Source organism: Paenibacillus wuxiensis (genome assembly GCF_040195695.1).
GTDB lineage: Bacteria > Bacillota > Bacilli > Paenibacillales > Paenibacillaceae > Paenibacillus_B > Paenibacillus_B suaedae.
Window position 1 is genome coordinate 125,263 of sequence record NZ_JBEFZI010000010.1, and the last position, 18,941, is coordinate 144,203.

Annotated in this window: 15 protein-coding genes and 1 riboswitch; of the genes, 12 read left to right on the forward strand and 3 right to left on the reverse strand. The window is 48.0% G+C overall.

The window, feature by feature from the left end:
• Positions 1–62: 62 nt before the first annotated feature.
• Positions 63–704, reverse strand: coding sequence for a hypothetical protein (locus tag ABN764_RS22905; protein ID WP_446673202.1), 642 nt, complete (start codon positions 702–704; stop codon positions 63–65).
• Positions 705–1,510: 806 nt separating this feature from the next.
• Here ABN764_RS22905 and ABN764_RS22910 point away from each other — a divergent pair.
• The 10 genes from ABN764_RS22910 to ABN764_RS22955 all read left to right on the forward strand — a co-directional run bounded on the left by ABN764_RS22910 (position 1,511) and on the right by ABN764_RS22955 (position 13,738).
• Complete coding sequence (locus tag ABN764_RS22910; protein WP_065291550.1) at positions 1,511–2,431, forward strand: carbohydrate ABC transporter permease; 921 nt, start codon at positions 1,511–1,513, stop codon at positions 2,429–2,431.
• 16 nt (positions 2,432–2,447) lie between these two features.
• Complete coding sequence (locus ABN764_RS22915) at positions 2,448–3,260, forward strand: carbohydrate ABC transporter permease (protein WP_021252651.1); 813 nt, start codon at positions 2,448–2,450, stop codon at positions 3,258–3,260.
• 39 nt (positions 3,261–3,299) lie between these two features.
• Positions 3,300–4,082 (forward strand): SDR family NAD(P)-dependent oxidoreductase, encoded by a 783-nt coding sequence (locus tag ABN764_RS22920; RefSeq protein ID WP_446673203.1) that lies wholly within the window; start codon positions 3,300–3,302, stop codon positions 4,080–4,082.
• 37 nt (positions 4,083–4,119) lie between these two features.
• The gene (gcvPA, locus tag ABN764_RS22925) at positions 4,120–5,595 is read left to right on the forward strand and encodes an aminomethyl-transferring glycine dehydrogenase subunit GcvPA (RefSeq protein ID WP_446673204.1); all 1,476 of its coding nucleotides are present in this window, start codon (positions 4,120–4,122) and stop codon (positions 5,593–5,595) included.
• 6 nt (positions 5,596–5,601) lie between these two features.
• Positions 5,602–7,185, forward strand: coding sequence for an aminomethyl-transferring glycine dehydrogenase subunit GcvPB (gene gcvPB / locus ABN764_RS22930; protein ID WP_446673205.1), 1,584 nt, complete (start codon positions 5,602–5,604; stop codon positions 7,183–7,185).
• Between the two features lie 3 nt (positions 7,186–7,188).
• A complete protein-coding gene (locus ABN764_RS22935) occupies positions 7,189–8,943 on the forward strand; it encodes an amylo-alpha-1,6-glucosidase (RefSeq protein ID WP_446673206.1) in 1,755 nt (584 codons plus the stop codon).
• Positions 8,944–9,189: 246 nt separating this feature from the next.
• A complete protein-coding gene (locus ABN764_RS22940) occupies positions 9,190–10,944 on the forward strand; it encodes a cache domain-containing sensor histidine kinase (RefSeq protein WP_446673207.1) in 1,755 nt (584 codons plus the stop codon).
• A complete protein-coding gene (locus ABN764_RS22945; RefSeq protein WP_072730658.1) occupies positions 10,925–12,169 on the forward strand; it encodes a response regulator transcription factor in 1,245 nt (414 codons plus the stop codon). Before ABN764_RS22940 ends, ABN764_RS22945 begins: the two co-directional genes overlap by 20 nt.
• Before the next feature lie 138 nt (positions 12,170–12,307).
• The gene (locus tag ABN764_RS22950; RefSeq protein WP_446673208.1) at positions 12,308–13,579 is read left to right on the forward strand and encodes an ABC transporter substrate-binding protein; all 1,272 of its coding nucleotides are present in this window, start codon (positions 12,308–12,310) and stop codon (positions 13,577–13,579) included.
• 6 nt (positions 13,580–13,585) lie between these two features.
• Positions 13,586–13,738 (forward strand): hypothetical protein, encoded by a 153-nt coding sequence (locus tag ABN764_RS22955; protein ID WP_174811464.1) that lies wholly within the window; start codon positions 13,586–13,588, stop codon positions 13,736–13,738.
• Positions 13,739–13,754: 16 nt separating this feature from the next.
• Here the strand turns inward: ABN764_RS22955 and ABN764_RS22960 are convergent, their stop codons facing one another.
• Complete coding sequence (locus ABN764_RS22960) at positions 13,755–15,455, reverse strand: CPBP family intramembrane glutamic endopeptidase (RefSeq protein ID WP_446673209.1); 1,701 nt, start codon at positions 15,453–15,455, stop codon at positions 13,755–13,757.
• 248 nt (positions 15,456–15,703) lie between these two features.
• A riboswitch (cyclic di-AMP (ydaO/yuaA leader) is annotated at positions 15,704–15,862 on the forward strand.
• A 59-nt stretch (positions 15,863–15,921) separates the two neighbouring features.
• On the opposite strand from ABN764_RS22960, the gene ABN764_RS22965 reads away from it, so the two are divergent.
• Together ABN764_RS22965 and ABN764_RS22970 are read left to right on the forward strand one after the other, a co-directional pair.
• Positions 15,922–17,280 carry a TrkH family potassium uptake protein gene (locus ABN764_RS22965; RefSeq protein WP_021252660.1) on the forward strand — a complete coding sequence of 453 codons (1,359 nt, stop codon included), beginning with the start codon at positions 15,922–15,924 and terminating at the stop codon, positions 17,278–17,280.
• A gap of 39 nt (positions 17,281–17,319) precedes the next feature.
• Complete coding sequence (locus ABN764_RS22970; RefSeq protein ID WP_446673210.1) at positions 17,320–18,003, forward strand: potassium channel family protein; 684 nt, start codon at positions 17,320–17,322, stop codon at positions 18,001–18,003.
• Between the two features lie 91 nt (positions 18,004–18,094).
• On the opposite strand, the gene ABN764_RS22975 is transcribed toward ABN764_RS22970, so the two are convergent.
• On the reverse strand, positions 18,095–18,859 hold the full coding sequence (locus ABN764_RS22975) for a hypothetical protein (protein WP_446673211.1): 765 nt from the start codon (positions 18,857–18,859) through the stop codon (positions 18,095–18,097).
• Positions 18,860–18,941 lie beyond the last annotated feature (82 nt).

Below are 18,941 nucleotides of genomic sequence, written 5' to 3' on the forward strand. Positions count from 1 at the left end.
TGCTGGGCTTGTCCCGCAATGCTGTTACATGTTTCTCGAATTTATAATCCTTAAAAATTCAACTAACCGTTAACCGGATCCCTAAAGTTAGTAATCAAAATACTATTACCGAAGTTATCTGTTGGTCTTATTGCACTAAATTGATTGTTCCCAGATTTGAAATTATAGCTTTCGGCAACATTCCATGTCCAAATTTCTCCTTGCTTGTTCGGCGGGATTTCTACTTCAAATTTATCTTCATAGGACATTTCTTTTCCCCATTCCTTATTGACAGAGGCTTTAAAAAATTTAGCGAAATCAGCCCCTACGGAGACTGTTGTTTTTCCAGTAGACTTCCTAGTCACTGTGCGCTTCCATACGAAATCTTTCTTTGTTCTATTTTCAGTATAGTCCACTTTGTAGTCATAATTGAATGTACCGCCATATCCAACATATGAATACCCTGAAGCAAATGCAAAGTTGTTCACTTGAAAACGATCTTCTTTTTTAAGTCCATGCTGCTCCATATATTTGTGAGCTTTAACCGGATCGCTGATGTAAATAACCGGGATGATTTTTCCATTTTGGCTTGTGATATATTCAATCTTATCAGGCTGAGTCATGTTCACATTCATTTCGCTGGCGAATGCGTTGTTGTTCAGGGGGACGGCGAACATGCCAAGAAACAGGGTAAATGAGAGGGATAAAAGAATCATTTTTCTCATTTTTTGATTTAACCTCCTTATATTTGGAATATATTTACTCTATCACGTATTGGGAAAATATGCTATATTCTTTTTGAGATTATCATCAAAAAAATCATTTTAATCATCGAAGTTGGAACGGGACAAGATTTTCAATCGTAATTTGGGGGAGGCGATTTTATTTTTAAGTGTGGAGTAGCGCTTCTATATGGGGCTTTTACGCATCTGTTGCTGGTTATGTTTTGGAATGATTACGTATACATGAGCACGCTGAAAGATACGAAAAGCGCAATAAACCAACCTTTCTACTATATTAACGATAGTTTCTGGACGATGTTCAATATTGAAATTGGGCTCGCCATCGTTTTGATTATCGCATCGTTCTTCATTAAGAGAGAGCCAAAATGATATTGCGCGACATAAAAAAGGCCTGGCAAGGATAAACCTTGACCGGGCCTTTTTTCGCAACAAGCGTTATTAACGCTTGCATTTGCGAAAACATTCATTACTGTGGAATATATTGCTTACTTATCCTCGCAATAGTCTGCTTTTTTTCCTATCGAACAAAATTACGTCATGGAACAAACAAAAATCCCCCTTGCTTCCTTTCCAGTGAGAAGATATTCAAACAAAGTCCCCCCTAATGAGAAACAGCCTTCCGTGTAAAAACGCTTACATCTCATCTACAATGATACCTACGATGTGCCCATCAATTAGGGCTGTGCTATAGAAAAGAGCCGATCATCCAGTCTCAACATCATCGTACGGCAGCGCCTGTTGCACTGCAACCTATGATCACGAACAACAAAGAAAGGAACGAAGCCCCTATGGAAATGAGAAAAAAACGATCGTTTTCGCTTCGCATGCATTCAGCCGTGCCTTACTTATTCATTATGCCATGGATAATCGGCTTTCTCGCATTCACCCTCGGTCCACTCATTTTTTCTTTCATTATCAGCTTCTTTGATTGGCCAATTGTTGGGGAGAAGACGTTTGTCGGTTTGGATAACTTTATTAACATGTTCACGGATGATCCGTTATTCTGGACATCACTGACGGTTACGGTGAAGTTCGCCATTATATTTGTGCCCGTTAACATTCTAATTGCGCTTGGACTTGCAATCCTGTTGAATCGCAATGTACGCGGAAGTGGATTCTTCAGGACGGCATTCTATGTACCTTCCGTTATTTCCGGTGTTGCGCTGGCGATGATTTGGTCGTGGGTATACGACGGAGAATATGGAATTTTGAACTATGCCTTGTCGCTGATCGGGGTAGAAGGGCCGAACTGGCTGAACGACCCAAAATGGTCTCTAGTAGCGATGGTGTTCGCCAGCCTGTGGGGACAGGGTTCCATGATGCTCATTTTCTTGGCAGGGTTGAAGAACATCCCTCGTGAGCTGTATGAGGCATCTGCCATTGATGGTGCAGGGACGGTATCGCAATTTTTCCGGATTACGCTCCCTATGCTTAGCCCGACCATCTTATTTAACCTGATTACAACGATTATTTCTGCGTTCCAACAATTGACGCTCGCTTTGGTGTTGACGGGTGGAGGCCCGCTCAATTCCACGTATTTCTATGCGATGTATATGTACGAAAATGCCTTCAAATATTCCAAGATGGGCTACGCTTCTGCGAACGCATGGTTCATGTTCGCGATTGTGCTTGTTCTGACGATGCTCGTGTTCCGCTCTTCGTCGGCATGGGTGTATTACGAAGGTGAAATGAAGGGCGGCAAAGGCTGAGGAGGAGGAGATCCTGATGAAAAAAATAATAACTTACGCACTGCTCATCTTTTTTACCGTGTTGTTCTTGGCGCCCTTCTATTGGATGCTCTCAACATCATTGAAGTCGCCCGAAGAATTGTTCTTGTTCCCACCGCAATGGATTCCGAGCACCTTGAATTTCGGCAACTTTGCGAAAGCATGGAATTCACAGCCGTTTGACGTGTTCTTACAAAATTCATTGATTGTATCGGTTATGTCACTTATTGGCCAGGTAGTATCCTCAGCACTGGTTGCTTATGGATTCGCCAGATTCCGGTTCAAGGGAAGCAAAGTATTATTCATTATTTTGCTTGCATCCATGATGATCCCTTGGGAAGTGACGATGATTCCGCTGTATATGGAGTTTAATGCACTTGGTTGGATCAATACGTTGAAGCCGTTGATTGTTCCTTCTTTCTTCGGTTCAGCATTCTATATTTTCCTGCTTCGTCAGTTCATTATGACGATTCCGCCGGAACTAGAGGAAGCAGCCCGCATCGATGGTGCGAATCCGCTGCAATCGTTCATACGTCTCATTGTGCCGCTCATGGCTCCAGCACTGATTCTGGTTGCGGTGTTCAACTTCCTCGGCACATGGAACGACTATTTGGGTCCGCTCATTTTCTTGAACGATCAGAGCAAGTACACGCTGACGCTGGGCTTGTCTCAGTTCAAAGGGATGTATGAGGTGAAGATGGATGCGATCATGGCCGTGACGAGCATGATTTGCTTGCCGCCGCTTGCGATCTTCTTTGCAGCACAGCGTTATATCGTAACGGGAATTGCAACAACAGGCATGAAGGGCTAACAACTTGAGCACAGAACGAAGATAACGGAGGGATAATGAATGACGCAGCAGATAGATGTATTCGGCTTGAAAGGCAAGACAGCGATCATTACAGGAGGAGCATCCGGTATCGGACGCGCTACGGCACAATGCTTGGCGCGCTTCGGAGCGAATGTAGTCATCGCTGATATTGGGGAGAAGCAAGGGCAGGAGACGGTCGAGGAGATTCGGAATGTTGGCGGAGAAGCACAGTTTGTGTCCTGCAATGTAACGAAGGCCGAAGACTGTGAGCGGGCAGTTCGCATGACGCAGGAGTGGTACGGGGGCGTTGATATTTTGTTTAATAATGCAGGCGTCATTCGCCGTAAGACGGTTGTTGAGCTGGAAGAGCAGGATTGGGATTTGGTCATAGACGTGTCCCTGAAGGGGGCATACCTGCTGTCTAAATACGCGATTCCGGTAATGGCTGCTGGAGGAGGCGGAAGCATCATTAATACCGGCTCCGGATGGGGTTTGAAGGGCGGCGACCAAGCTGCTGCGTATTGTGCTGCGAAGGCAGGGGTTGTGAACTTGACCAAGGCGATGGCAATCGACTTCGGCAAGGACAATATCCGTGTCAACTGCGTATGTCCGGGCGATACAGATACGCCGCTGCTGCGTGAAGAGGCGGTACAGCTGGCTGTTGAAGAAGGGGCATTCCTTGCTTCCTCTGCGGTAGGCAGACCTTTAGAGCGAATCGGTACACCGCAGGATATTGCGAACGCCGTGCTGTTCTTGGCTAGTGATCTGTCCCAGTGGGTTAGCGGCAGTGTGTTGGTCGTAGATGGCGGAGGACTGGCGTAACACTTGATCCGAATAATGAAGGGAGAGAACGTAGGTCATGAAGGAACGTCAATCAAATGTGCACCCTTATATTCCGAACACGGTTCCGGAAGTTAAAGCGCAGATGATGCAGGAGATCGGCATTTCGAATATCGACGAGTTGTATCGGGATATTCCGAAGCATTTGCGTATGCAGTCAGAGATGGAGCTGCAGCCTGCATTGAATGAGTATGAGCTGAAGCGTCATATTGAACGACTGCTTTCGATTAATGTGAGTACCTCGCAGGCAACTAGTTTCTTAGGTGGAGGCTGCTGGCAGCACTTCGTGCCTGCTGTATGCGATGAGATCAATCAACGATCGGAATTCGTAACAGCCTACGCGGGAGAGCCTTACGAGGATCATGGGCGATTCCAGGCCTTGTTCGAATACCAGAGTCTTGTCGCTGAACTGGTTGATATGGATGTTGTCAACGTACCGACATTCGACTGGCCGCAGGCTGCTTCGACCGCACTTCGGATGGCTGCCAGAATGACAGGGCGTACAGAGGTGCTCGTGCCGGAGATTCTCTGCCCTGATAAGCGCATGATTATTGAAAATTATTTGCATCCAAAAATCCGAGTCATCACAGTTCAAGCCGAGTCGGATAGCGGGCTTCTGGATTTGAACGATCTAAAGAGCAAGCTGTCGGATCAGACAGCAGCTGTCTATATAGAAAATCCGAATTATTTCGGTGTCATTGAGCAGCAAGGCGAGGAAATTAGCCGCTTAGCTCATGAATATGGGTCCATCAGCGTAGTAGGCGTTGATCCGATATCACTTGGGGTACTGACGCCGCCAAGCGGCTATGGCGCAGATATCGTATGTGGCGATTTGCAGCCGCTCGGTATTCGTATGAACTACGGAGGTGGCCAGTCAGGATTTATCGCAACTCATGATGATGAACGGTTTGTCATGGAGTACCCATCCCGCCTGTTCGGAATCGTGCCGACCGTTGTAGAAGGCGAGTATGGCTTCGGTGACGTTGCCTATGAACGTACCTCCTTCGCACAGCGCGAGCAGGGCAAGGAGTCTGTAGGGACACAGACGGCACTATGGGGGATTACGGCAGGCGTATATTTGGCCTTGCTTGGCCCACATGGCATGCGCGAAGTTGGCGAGACGATTATGCAGAAGTCCCGCTATGCAGCGAATGCATTGAACGCGTTGCCTGGCGTAAATCTGCGTTATGCAAATTCCTTCTTCAAGGAGTTCGTCATTGACTTTACCGCAACAGGCCGGACGGTGAGTGAGATCAATGAATACTTGCTTACTAAGAACATCTTTGGCGGTCTGGATTTGTCCAGTACGTTCCCTGAACTTGGACAGAGCGCGTTGTTCTGTGTCACTGAGGTCATATCGAAGGAACAGATTGATCATCTGGTGGAAGAGCTTCGAGCTGTGCTGAGTGCGGATGCTGAGCAGGACAATGGTTCGCTTGCAGGAGTAGCTGCAGCAGGGGTTTCGGAGACAGTGAATATGGCAGAGGGGGTGTGACAAGCGATGCAACAAATCGTTCGGAAGGATCGTACAGTTAGACAATTTCATCAAGCGAAATGGGATGAACCGGTAATATTTGAACTGCATCGAGAAGGGGAGCGAGGCGTTCTCGTTCCAGAAGCGGAGCAGGAGCTTGTCGAAGCTGTTGGTGATGTCGTATCAAGCATTCCAGCCTCGATGCAGCGAGCCAAAGCGCCGCAGCTGCCTGAGATCGGTCAGGCCAAGGTGCTTCGCCATTATTTGCGCTTGTCGCAGGAGACACTCGGCAGCGATCTAAATGTAGAAATCGGTCAGGGAACCTGCACGATGAAATACATTCCGCGCGTCAATGAGCTGCTTGTTCGCAATCCGCAGCTGACGGAGCTTCATCCGCTGCAGGATGTCAGCACGGTACAGGGCATGCTGGAAATCACCTATCGACTGGATGAGGCAATGCGTGAGATTTCGGGCATGGACGCCTTCTCCTTCCAGCCTGGAAGCGGAACACAAGCATTGTTCGCAATGGCCTCCATCGTACGTGCGTATCATGAGGCGAATGGAGAAGGGGAGCAGCGTGATGAGATTATTACAACGATCTTCTCTCATCCTTCTCAAGCAGCAACCGCAGCGGTGAAGGGATATAAGATCATTACTCTGCATCCGGACGAGGATGGATTCCCGGATATTGAGAAGCTCAAGCAGGCGGTATCGAATCGAACAGCAGGCTTCGTGGTAGCGAATCCTGAAGATACAGGGATCTTTAATTCACGCATTAAAGAGTTCACGGACATTGTACATGCGGCAGGAGGCATTTGCTATTACGACCAAGCTAACGCGAACGGCCTTCTTGGCATCGCTCGTGCGAAGGAAGCGGGATTTGATATGTGCTTCTTCAATCTGCACAAGACGTTCGCGGCGCCTCATATGTGCGGCGGCCCTGCGGCAGGGGCTCTGGGCGTTACGGAGCAGCTGAAGCCATTTTTACCAGGCCCTATTGTTGAGCGCGATGGCGATCAATTCGTGCTGCGCTCGAATCAAGAGCTGAGCATTGGCAAGGTCAGAAGCTTCCATGGTGTTGCGCAGACGATTGTGCGGGCGTATGCTTGGATTCGCAGCTTGGGGGCAAGAGGGCTGCGGGATGTTGCGGAAATTGCGGTATTGAACAATAACTATTTGTACCATAAAATATTACAGATTTCTGGCGCAAGCGCTCCTTATGTCAAAGGGGGACGGCTTGAGCAGGTACGCTATAGCTGGGAGCAGCTGACGCGTGAGACAGGAGTAACGACCGAAGACATTCAGCGCAGAATGTGTGATTTCGGCTTGCATTACTGGACGAGTCATCATCCTTATATTGTACCTCAGCCATTCACCTTGGAACCAACGGAATCATACTCCAAGGATGACTTGGATGAGTATATTCAAGCGTTAGCCCATATTGCAGAAGAAGCTCGCAGCGTACCGGAGATCGTCAAGTCAGCACCACATCACAGCACGGTACATCGGAATATCGAGGAATCGCTGGATGAACCGGCTGAATGGTGCATTACATGGCGAGCTTACTTGAAGAAGACGGGACAGGCGAATGGCCTGCCGGATAAGGAGTAAAGGATGTCGGCAATGATTACATTTGATATTCAGCACATTCCATTTAGCCGATTTGGATCTTTTCTGACGGTATCGCATTTGCCGCAGAATGGCAACCGAGAGGAAGGCTTGTATTTGCGCACCGTTCGCGGTGGTGACGAGACGAGCGGTGCAGTATTCCGCCTAGAGCTGGTAGCTGGCGGCGAGGTTGTACCTTATTCAGTTCATAGCGCGCCATCCTCCTTAGCCCTTATTGGAGAAGGCGGACAAGGGAAGGCGGAACTATGCCTGTCGGATCCGGAAGCGATACGGATACGTGTGCGCGAAGCGGGAATCCGTCTGACATTAGTTGCGGGTACTTATGATTATGTGCTTCCACGTCAGGATGGACGTTACGAGGTGAATCATTTTACTACGGAAATGCGCTTTATGTTGACTTCGCTTCAAGGGAAGCTTACGGTCGATGCTCCATGGGAACGTTCCAGATGCAAATATGCGGTGGTGGAATGCTTCCCAGGTGGGGGTAACCAAGACAAAGCAGCTGAAGCAGAGCTCATGCTTGAAGAGTATCGGATAGAGCCGCCATCCATTCGTCCATTCGAGTCGCTGGTTTCCTTCGACGAGGCTGCTGCCAGCGTGGAGAAGGAATTTGCTGTATGGCTCGATAAGAGTCTGCCTGCTGCCTTGGAAGAGTTGGATGAGGCGCGTATCTTGGCCGCATACATCACATGGTCCTGTGTGGTGCCAGTGGCCGGACATTTGACTCGTCCCGCGATGTACATGTCGAAAAATTGGATGACGAACATTTGGAGCTGGGATCATTGCTTTAATGCAATGGCGCTCGCGGCGAATCAGCCAGAGCTGGCTTGGGATCAGTTCATGATCATGTTCGACAAGCAGGATGAATCTGGTCAGCTTCCGGACTTCGTCAATGACAAGTACGCCTTGTGGAATTGCTGCAAGCCGCCTATCCATGGCTGGACGCTGCGATGGATGATGGAACGCAATGAGTGGTTCAGCCATGCCGATCGCTTGCGTGAAATCTACGGACCGCTTGCACAGTGGAGCAAATGGTGGATGAATTGCCGTGATGATGATCGGGACGGGATACCTCAGTACAATCATGGCAATGACAGCGGCTGGGATAATAGCACGATTTTCCGCAGTGTGGGACCTATCGAGAGTCCGGATTTATCTGCTTATTTAACTATCCAATTCGAGGTTCTGGCGGAGATTGCCGATCAATTGGGCAAGCCATACGAGGCGCAGGAGTGGCGCAATGCTGCGGATAGCCTGCTCGGACGCATGTTGGAGCATTTCTGGCATGGCGACCAGTTCAAGGCGGTTCGTTCAGGCACACATGAGCCGGCGCAAGGAGATAGCTTGATTCCGTTTATGCCGATCCTACTAGGTGATCGTCTGCCGGAATCGGTGCGCCAAGCGCTTGTGAAGGCAATTGCCGATGAAGAGCGGTTCTTCAGTCCGAATGGATTCGCCACAGAAAGCTTGAACAGTCCGTTCTATGAACCGGACGGCTATTGGCTTGGGCCAATCTGGGCTCCAGTCATGATGCTGCTGATCGACGGATTGCAGCGCAGTGGGGAGCGGGGAGTGGCACAAGAAGCAGCGACGCGATTCTGCCGCATGGCTGCTTGCAGCGGCATGGCAGAGAATTTTGATGCACAGACAGGGTGCGGACTTCGCGATCGGGCATTTACGTGGACGTCGAGTGTGTTCCTCATACTAGCGAATGAATATGTAATGCAGCCAGCTCAATAGACGAGGTGGAACAGGCTCCCTGCCGCTTAGCGCGTAAGGGAGCTGTTTTGTTATCTTTGTGATCTTCCCGCCTATTCGATGTCTCGATGAGGACAAATCGGTGCTTCCGTCTCCATTGTCAGATTAAAATTGGTTATGTTACACTTCTGATACATCAACGCTTCGCAGCATCATGACTAGTCCAATAAGCAACAGGGGATGATTCCTATCGCACCGCCACGTGAAACTCTTACTGGATTAACCCATGTGACACAATCGGGTGTCTTGCATCGGCTACAGCAATGGATGGCCAATATACCGCCCAATCCGAGGCGAAGCCTTCGCTTAAAGCTCGTGCTGTTCTTCTTGGCAGCATCACTGCTTCCGCTCATGATTCAGGGCGTGCTATCCTATCAACAATCCTCACGCCTTCTGCAAGAGCAGTTCGGCAAATACGGTCAGAACAGTGTTAATCAGCTGCAGTATCAGCTGGATACGGAATTAAATCAGATGAGCATGATTGCGGGTTATATTTATTCATATTTGCTTAATCCATATAAGAGTGTCATCAATGCGGAGATTCCGAAGACGTATTCGCAAGTGCAGGATAAGAACAACATGGAAGATTTCTTGAAAGCGCTTAAAAGGCTGCATGATCGCGGGATATTCATTATTACGAAATCTGGCTATTATTACGGGGACAGCATCTTGAATGTGGATGTTCTGGTTGAACAGCCATGGTGGAAGCGGATACCTGCCGATCATGCAGGAGAGTATTGGGCAGGATTCTACCCTCCACTGCATTATCGCGATGAGAAGGATACACCGGATCAGAAGCTGCTTGGCTTGGTTGTGCCAATCCGCAATCAGGCAGGGCCCTTGCAGGACAGCAAAATCCTTATTGAAATGAAGGCAGATAAGCTGATCGAACTGTTCCGTATGTTCGAACAGGATACGAAGTCGATTGTGACGGTGCAAAGTGCAAGTGGTCAGACGATCTATCACTCGCCGGGCAATTATACTGCGCAAGAAAATGATATCGTGTGGAAGCAGAACTTGAAAATAAATGATTGGACGATAGAAGCTAGACTGCCCTATGAATATTTTAATCAGCCATCAAGTGTTATCAAGTCTTATACCTTACTTGGTTTAGGCTTGTCAGGCTTTCTCGCTCTTCTGCTCGCCTACTTGTTCTCCACTCGTGTAACGGGCAGGATTAAGCGGATCAAGGAATCGATGAACTCCGCAGGAGCTGGTCGCTTGAAGACCCGAATCCAAGTTCAGGATGAGGATGAGCTGGGGACGCTTGCGAATAGCTTCAATAAGATGATCGGACAGATCGAAGAGCTTGTGAAGGAGATAGCGGCTAAGGAGCAGCTCAAGAAGGAAGCCGAATTGCGAGCATTTCATTATCAGATCAATCCCCATTTATTGTTCAATACGTTGAACTCCATACAGTGGAAGGCTAGGCTGCAGGGCAATGATGATATAAGGAAAATGATCGCTCACTTAACGATCGTGTTAGAAGCCAACTTAGACGTGACGCGTGAACTGGTTCCGATATCGAAAGAGCTGGAGCTTATTGATCATTTTCTGCAAATCCAGCAGGTTCGTTATGAAGGTGAATTTATATATGAGTCTGAAATTGCTCCAAGTGCGCTGGCAGCAGTCATCCCGCGTATGAGCTTGCAGCCGCTGTTTGAGAATATCTTTTTCTACGCCTTCGAGGATGGGTATGGCACAATTGCACTCCGCCTAGTAGATACCGGGTCAGAGCTGCATTTAACCTTATCGGACAATGGTAAAGGGATGAGCGAAGAGCGTCGAATCTCTCTGCTGCAAGCTCCGAAAGACCACAATCAGAGACATGGTCTCGGGATGTACAATGTGGATCAGAAGTTCAAGCTGCACTTTGGTTCCGAATATGGATTAAGCATCGAATCCCAGTTAGGAAGCGGTACAACGATTGCGATACGCTGGCCCAAAAAGGAGGAGGAATCCGATGACAGACAACCCTATTAAAGTACTAATCGCGGATGATGAGAGCATTGTTCGCAGAGGCTTGATGGCAACGGTAAATTGGAGCAGATTCAACATGGTAGTCGTAGCCGATGCCCCAAATGGTCAGAAGGCATGGGAAGCATTCCTTCTCCATGAGCCGGAGGTTGTCATTACAGATATCGTGATGCCGGAGATGGATGGAATTGAACTCGCCAAGCGAGTGAAGGAAAAGTCGCCGCATACTCGGGTCTTGCTGCTGAGCTGTCATCGAGATTTCGAATATGCACAAAAGGGAATGATGCTTGGGGCTTCCGGCTATTTGTTGAAAACGGCTTTCGAAGATGAGGAACTGGATTATTATCTTCAAAAGTTCGGGGAGGAGCTGGCTGGGAATTCGGAGCCTCCTCCAGCGGTTCGCACTGCAAATTCTAACGAAGAGGATGCACAGTGGAATGCGGCGTTCTATGCCTGGTTATGCGGCTTCCGCAACAACTTCCAAGGCGAGCTGAAACTGCGCTGGGAGACGCAATGGTATTGGTTGAATGAACCTCATGAGATTATATTGGTTAAAATATTCGACAGTTCCGAGCAATCGCTTCCTGCCGCTATCAAATCATCCAACCGTGGAGGGGAGTACTGGAAGTATCTTGGCGATAAGCTGCTGCAAGAAACGGAAGGCCCGTGCGCCTATATTCCCTGCGGTGTAGAACGATGTTTCTATTTCTATCGTCCTACAGCTCGCCTGAAGGTGGAACGGCTGTTGAAAGAGAGCAAAGCATCTTGTCCGCAGCTGCATTGGAGCAGTCGTGGCCCGTTAAAGGGCATGGACGGCTGGCTGGAGGCGGTTCAGGAGCTGCACCGAGCGGCGGAGTTGGAGCGCAAATTTGAGCTGCGAGTCAATTCATGGCCGGAAACGGTGATGCGATCGGTGCTCTTGGTAGCAGAGAATGTGAGTGAGCCTTGGTCCGTCAGTGATGTAGCACATCGAGTTGGATTGAGTCGAAGTCATTTCAGTACTTTATTTAAGAAGGTAACCGGAGAGAATTTTGTCTCCTTCTTATACCGTATGCGGCTTAAGACAGCGCAGGATTTGCTTCTGAATACAACGATGACGCTGCAGGATATCGCTGAGCGGATCGGCATGGTGGATGGAAAATATGTTAGCAAATGGTTCAAACGCTGCTGTGGAATGACACCGAGTCAATACCGAAGCGGACAAAAGGGAGAACATTTTGCTCAAAAATGACGAAGGGCGTACGATATTACGCCCTTTCACCGAACAAAATCACCCCATATTCGGAACAATTCGCCGTTTTGAAAACGCTTTATTGTCTTTAAAGTGAAGGTATGTTTGAGATGCAACCATTTGGGGGGAATGAGCAAGATGAAGAGAATGTCAAGATTGGTTATTCTGTTAACGGTCTTTGCACTTATGCTTGCTGGCTGTGGCGGAGGATCTGGAGAACAAGGTTCCTCCTCGGGGGAAGACAAGGGGAAACAAACCGTTTTGCGTTTTGCAACATGGGATACTGGAGAGAAGCTGAAGGTTCAAGAAAATATCGCGAAGGCGTTCGAAAAATCCCATACAGGCGTCAAAGTACAAATTGAACCTTATGCAGACGGCTTCGATCAGAAGCTGGCGGCATCGTTCGGTGCGAGCAACCCGCCTGATGTGATGTTGATGTGGGATTTCCCAACATACCATTCGAACTTGGAGCCGCTGGATGCCTTTACGGAGAAAGATGCACGCCTGAAATTAGACGATATATATGATGGCTTGTTCAATTATGTGAAGGTAGATGGCAAGACGTATGGTATGCCTGCGGGCTTCACGACACGGGCTATGTATTACAACAAGAAAGTGTTCGACGCAATGGGAGTCCCATATCCGAAAGATGGCTGGACGTGGGATGACTTCAAGGATATTGCAACGAAGCTGACAGATAAATCGAAGAAGCAGTATGGATTCGGTGTCCGTGCTGAGAACGACCCGTATGACCTGCAAGGATTCATCTGGAGTAATGGGGGCAGCTTCATCAGCGAAGACGGCAAGACGATTGAAGGCATTATGAACGGGCCGGATACGGTAGCGGCTGTTCAGATGTTCGGGAATATGGTGAAGGACGGATACGGAGTCCTCGTAGGAGGAAAAACGCAGCTTGGCGGTAACGACATCTTCAAAGCTGGTAAAATCGGAATGTGGGAGAGCGGTGTATGGCCGCTAGACGGGTTTAAGGAAGCGAAGGTTGATTTCGGTACTGTTGAAATGCCAGCGTTCCCTGGCAAGCCTGTGAAAGGCGTAATTTCGGTAAGTGCAGTATCGATTGCGAAGCAATCGAAGCAGAAGGATCTGGCATGGGAGTTCGTGAAGTTCTTTATTTCGGAAGAAGCCGTCAAAATGAAGAGCGATGCTGACCTGCCGATTCGTAAGAGCGTCGTGCAAGAAATGAAGCTGGATACATCCGAGCTGTACGCACCGTTCTATCGCATGCTGGAGCGTTCCGACAACACGCCAGCCTTCTTGCTGAACAGCAACTGGAACCAGATGAACCGTCACCTGTCTACTGCAGTTGATTCAGTCATGCTGGGTGAAGATGCACAGAAAGCGCTAGATACGGCAGTGAAGGAAGCGAAAAAATTTATTGAGAAGAAATAAGTAATAATGAGAAATAAACGGGGCCGTTCCTTCGATGAGGCGCATTACGTACATGCGTCCTTCGATATGAACGGCCCTTGGCTTTTCAAAATGATAGGGTATGGAGATATGCTCATGTACTCGTTCTATTACTGTACGAACAAATGGATTCAACTGTAATCAATGGTGTTTATGTTTATGTCCATGTCGTGATCGCTCTAGCGTGATCTTGGTTGCGATGAATCTTCGCGAGCGCATATACAATCCCAATTGGAGAAAGGAAGTACACAAGACCGATTAGGAAACCGACTATTGTTCCATCAAGCATGAATGACAGGGACATTAAGAAGTTGTCGAGCATAAGGTGAGCGAACATGGCCGTCCACCAGCCATGCTTCAGCATAATGAACAGGAAGAACATGCCGATAAACAGGAGCTCTACCGGACGAGAGTAATACGGATAGATCGGATAGGTGACATGTCCGAACGCCCATACAAGGGTAGGGATAATCCCGGCTAACCATGGGTTGCGGAACAATCGGTTCAGCAGTCCAACCCCGAACAAGCGGTATATCCCTTCCTCCGAAATAGCTGCAACCCAAGCTAGAAGAGGGAACAGTGGTGCAATTCGCAGGTTGAGCGGAGATTGTGAGGCATCGGTCGATGACCACGCATGAAACCCTGATTCCAAAATGAAAAATATAACCGTTTGCATGCCGAGCAATACGCCTGTGTACGCGATTCCGATCCATAATGCTTGTATGAGCTTGCCGCCAAATGCGCGATCACTCCAGGTAGGCAGAACATCTCTGTACGCAGACAACTCCCATGCTCGCTTTCCCGCATGGAGAGAGAAGTAGAGGATAACGCCTTGAATTACTGTAATTGCGCCTTGAATGGCAAAGGACAGCCCCATATTCACCGAGTCCACAGGGGTACGGAGTTCCAGAGCGAAGAGACCCGGAAGCACGTTCCATAGATGCAGCAGAGAAATTCCGCATGAGACGGCAGTAAGGGCGAACAATGTCTTCGATCCGAACTTCAGGCCATGACGGTAGACGATGCAAGCGATCAGTGAACATGCACTTAGTAGGATCGTCATCCACATATAGCCGATATTGTAAATGGACGATGCAGTCTTCGTTTGATGCAGTTCTTCAGCTAGATAGCTGTTCGGGATAACCCAGTAGGGCTTCAGCATGACAATGCGATCTTGGGAGAAGACGGCCTTCACGTTCAATGCGGCTTCACCAAGCCGTGCTTCAGGCACGTTATACTCTACCGTGTCTAGCTCCGCCGATGATGCGATTAGTTTTAATTGGGTAGGATTCCATCCCATGTGCTTCAAGAGTGTATCAGCAAGCTTCTTGCGGTTCACTGGACCCAAGGCAGTCTCCGCATCTTCTGCTGACGCCATATCCACATGATTTCCCGTAACCCCGCTAATGTCGGAGGTGATAGGAGGCTTTTCCTCCCATTCGAATCCAATAATACGACCGCTTGTCATGTGAACGTCAATGCGCATGACACCGGATTTTCCAGCCCGATTCATATTCAATAATACCTGAAAAGTATCATAGGGACTGGATGGTTCCCATTTCTGAAATGAAGCGGTCAGCTTCTCCTTGCTCATGTAGCCGGAAACCGTTGATTGACTGCGATAAATGACGGTTGGAGCAGTATCTTCTTCAGGTGTAATTGAAATATGGAACTGTTTTAAGTCCTGTACAAATGTGAGTGCCTTTTGCGCTGCTTTCTCTTTGGTTAAGATGGATTGGCTGGCTGCTGATTCCATCATGGCTTCTGTCTGCTGAAAGGGAATGAATACCTGAACAATGAGGAATAATAGAAATCCGGCCACAGAAGAAAGAAGAAGCGGCTTGGATACATAGGACATGTTGGAACCTCCATTCCATCACACATTTAGCGTATGGTTGCTTATTTGTTCATTTTATCCACTTCAACTTTGTAAAGTCCAGCAGAGAAAATGAAGAAACACCTAGCGAAAATGAGTGTTTTGAATACAATTGAAGAAAATGGGGGATTGTAAGCGCTATTTCTTCAAGTTTTTCGTCTTATTCTGGTTAATTTGTTCATTCCTTGACTTTGTATGCTGCAGGGGAAACGTATATAATCTCGTTATGAATTGCATACAAGCCGAGTTTCGTGAATGAACGAAAGCGGGGGACCCGATAAATGGGGTGAATATCGCAGTTGTGGATGCATAGAATCCACTTGCGATTAGGGCAGCCTGAACGTGCCCGAATCCGACAGCTAACCTCGTAGGCATGTACGTCAGGATACCAGCGATAGCATTGGATTTCCAGTGCTTTTTTTCGTGGGGAAAAAAAGAGGTGACTCCCGTGGAGGGAACAAAAAAGGCCATTCGATTTAATCTGACACCACCGCGAATTCTGGTTGTAGGGTTTGCAGCAATTGTATTATTGGGCGCATTTCTACTCATGCTTCCGATATCAAATGCGGATGGGATTCCGCTGCCATTCCTCGATGCTTTGTTCACGTCAACGTCAGCAACTTGTGTGACGGGGCTCATTGTGGTGGATACGGGCACTCATTTTACCGTATTCGGGCAGGTGGTCATCATGCTGCTTATTCAAATTGGTGGGCTTGGATTCATGACAATGGCAACGCTGTTTGCATTAGCACTGAAGAAGAAGATATCGCTGAAGGAAAGGCTTATATTGCAAGAAGCGCTTAATCAGGGCAGCATGGAAGGCATCGTGCGCCTTATCCGTAAAGTGATCTTGTTCGCGGTATGTATCGAGGGGACGGCAGCTGTACTGTTCTCCGTGCGATGGGCATTTGATCTTCCGCTAGGCAAGGCCATTTATTTCGGTATCTTCCATGCTGTTTCTTTTTTCAATAACGCAGGCTTTGATTTATTCGGCTCTGTCAGTGGGCCGTTTTCGAGCTTAACCAGCTATGTCGGAGACCCTATTATTAACCTGGTATCGATGCTGCTTATTATCCTTGGCGGGATTGGATTTATCGTCTTGTCCGATTTGGTGGAATATAAGCGTACTCGCAAGTTGTCTCTGCATACGAAGATCGTGTTAACGATGACGGGATTGCTCATTGTAATCGGAACGGTCGTTATATTTATATTTGAATTTACCAATACACGCACGTTAGGCAGTTTGAATGGTTGGGAGAAGTTCTGGGCATCCCTGTTCCAATCTGTCAGCCCGCGTACCGCTGGAGCGAATACGATTGACATCGGAGCCATGCGCCAAGCCTCGCAATTTTTTATGGTTCTTTTGATGTTCATCGGGGCATCACCAGGATCCACTGGTGGTGGTATTAAGACGACGACGTTCGCCATTCTCATTGGAGCTGTATTTGCTATGATTCGCGGGAAAGAAGATATCGTCATTTACCGGTATCGACTCGCCAAGGATCGTATCTTCAAAGCAGTTACGCTAACGTTGCTGTCATTGTTCTTGGTCATTATCGTATCGATGATATTGTCGACAACAGAAGATCATAGCTTCCTGATGATATTATTCGATACAACATCGGCCTTCGGAACGGTAGGGCTATCAATGGGATTGACGGCGGATTTATCAGATATCGGAAAAGTGCTGCTGAGCCTGACGATGTTTGCAGGCCGTCTTGGGCCATTAACGTTGGCTTATGCGTTAGGCCCGAAAAATGAGCGGGAATTATACCGACACCCAGAAGGGAAAATAACGATAGGATAAGCAAGTTAGATTGTAACGGACGAAGGAGTATACAGGGATATGGAGTTGCAGCAGTTTGCAGTGATCGGGATGGGCCGTTTCGGTTCGAGTCTCGCGAAGGAGCTGGTCAAGCTCGGACATCAGGTGCTAGGCATTGATAAAGATGAGGAAGTAATTGGGGATGTTATGGGCTTCGTAACCCATGCAGTTGTAGCGGACGCATCAGATGAAGAGGTGCTGCGCTCACTCGGCATACGTAACTTCGATTGCGCGATCGTAGCCATTGGTGACGATATTCAGACGAGCATTCTGGTCAGTATTCAGATGAAGGAACTTGGCGTGAAGAAGGTTGTCGCCAAAGCACTTTCCGAATTGCATGGACGTGTTCTGGAGCGGATCGGTGTGGACAGGGTTATTTACCCGGAGCGGGATATGGGCATTCGCGTAGCTCATCAACTTGTATCACCGAACTTGCTGGATTACATTGAATTGTCCAAGGAATATACCATTGCAGAGCTGAGCGTGCCTGGCTGCATGCAAGGCATGGCGCTCAAGGATGTGAATCCAAGAGCTAAGTTCGGGTGCAGCATCGTGGCCCTGAATAAGCCGAAAGGTATGATTATTGCACCATCAGCCGAAGATGTGCTTGATGAGAAAGATATTATGGTTATGATTGGTACGAATACGCAAATCGAAGATTTTGAAGAAGCATTTATGTTGAAGGGGAACGATAGAAAATCGTAAAGAATCCCTTGCGTGGAAGGTCATAAATAAGCCTGCAGTTGTCGCTTGTATAGAGAAGCGAGCTGCAGGCTTATTGCTTATGTAAATGGCTTTACATGACTACAATTTTGAATACGATATAAGTCAGGAAGAAGTAGGCACCCATGCTTGCTGCGATGAATAGAAAGCGATTCGGACGTGCTACTTCAGTCTGCTCCATTGCTTCGGTCGTGACCAGAATAACGGATACGAACCAAGTGAAAGCTGCTACTGCAACAGATAATGAACTGAATCCAATGATCGCGAGAAGGAATGCGAGCACAAATCCTAAGCCAAAAGGCATTTGCATAGCAGCCAATTGGACAAATGTCGTCTTCAAGTCAAGCGGCTTGCTGCCCTTCCAGCGGCTAATGAACCAAATACTAATAAAGAGTGCGGCCAATCCAATAATCTGATAAATAAACAATTGAATGAAAAAGCTAAATGGCGGGGTCAGTGAACTTGAACCGCCTAATATGCTAAGTGGACTCATTAGTGAAGCGAACAAGCTTCCAAAGAGCGTGTAGCCGAACAAGGCAAACCCCAGTGCGGAGACTAACGCGGCAATGACCGCATACACCCAATCGGAGACAGTAAGATTGCGAGCACTTGCCGGATTCTTCAGCAGTTGAAGGATATTCTTGCTGTCAATTGACTTGGCCCATTCAGGCACTGTGCTGCCTGGTGTCTTGTGAGACGCTGTCTCAGCAGTGGCGGATACTTGCTGTACAGATGCCTCTGCTGCGGAACCAGCATGCTGCGGTGGGACAGACCCTGTACTGCATTGATGGGATTCATTGTCGTTGATTGGCTTGCCACAACGATTACATACAACCATGGTTTCCATTTCCTCCTTATTCTCCCCTAGTTGAGAATGTTTTTTGTCTAAGCTTACTTTATTCGACAGCAAACGAGTGTAA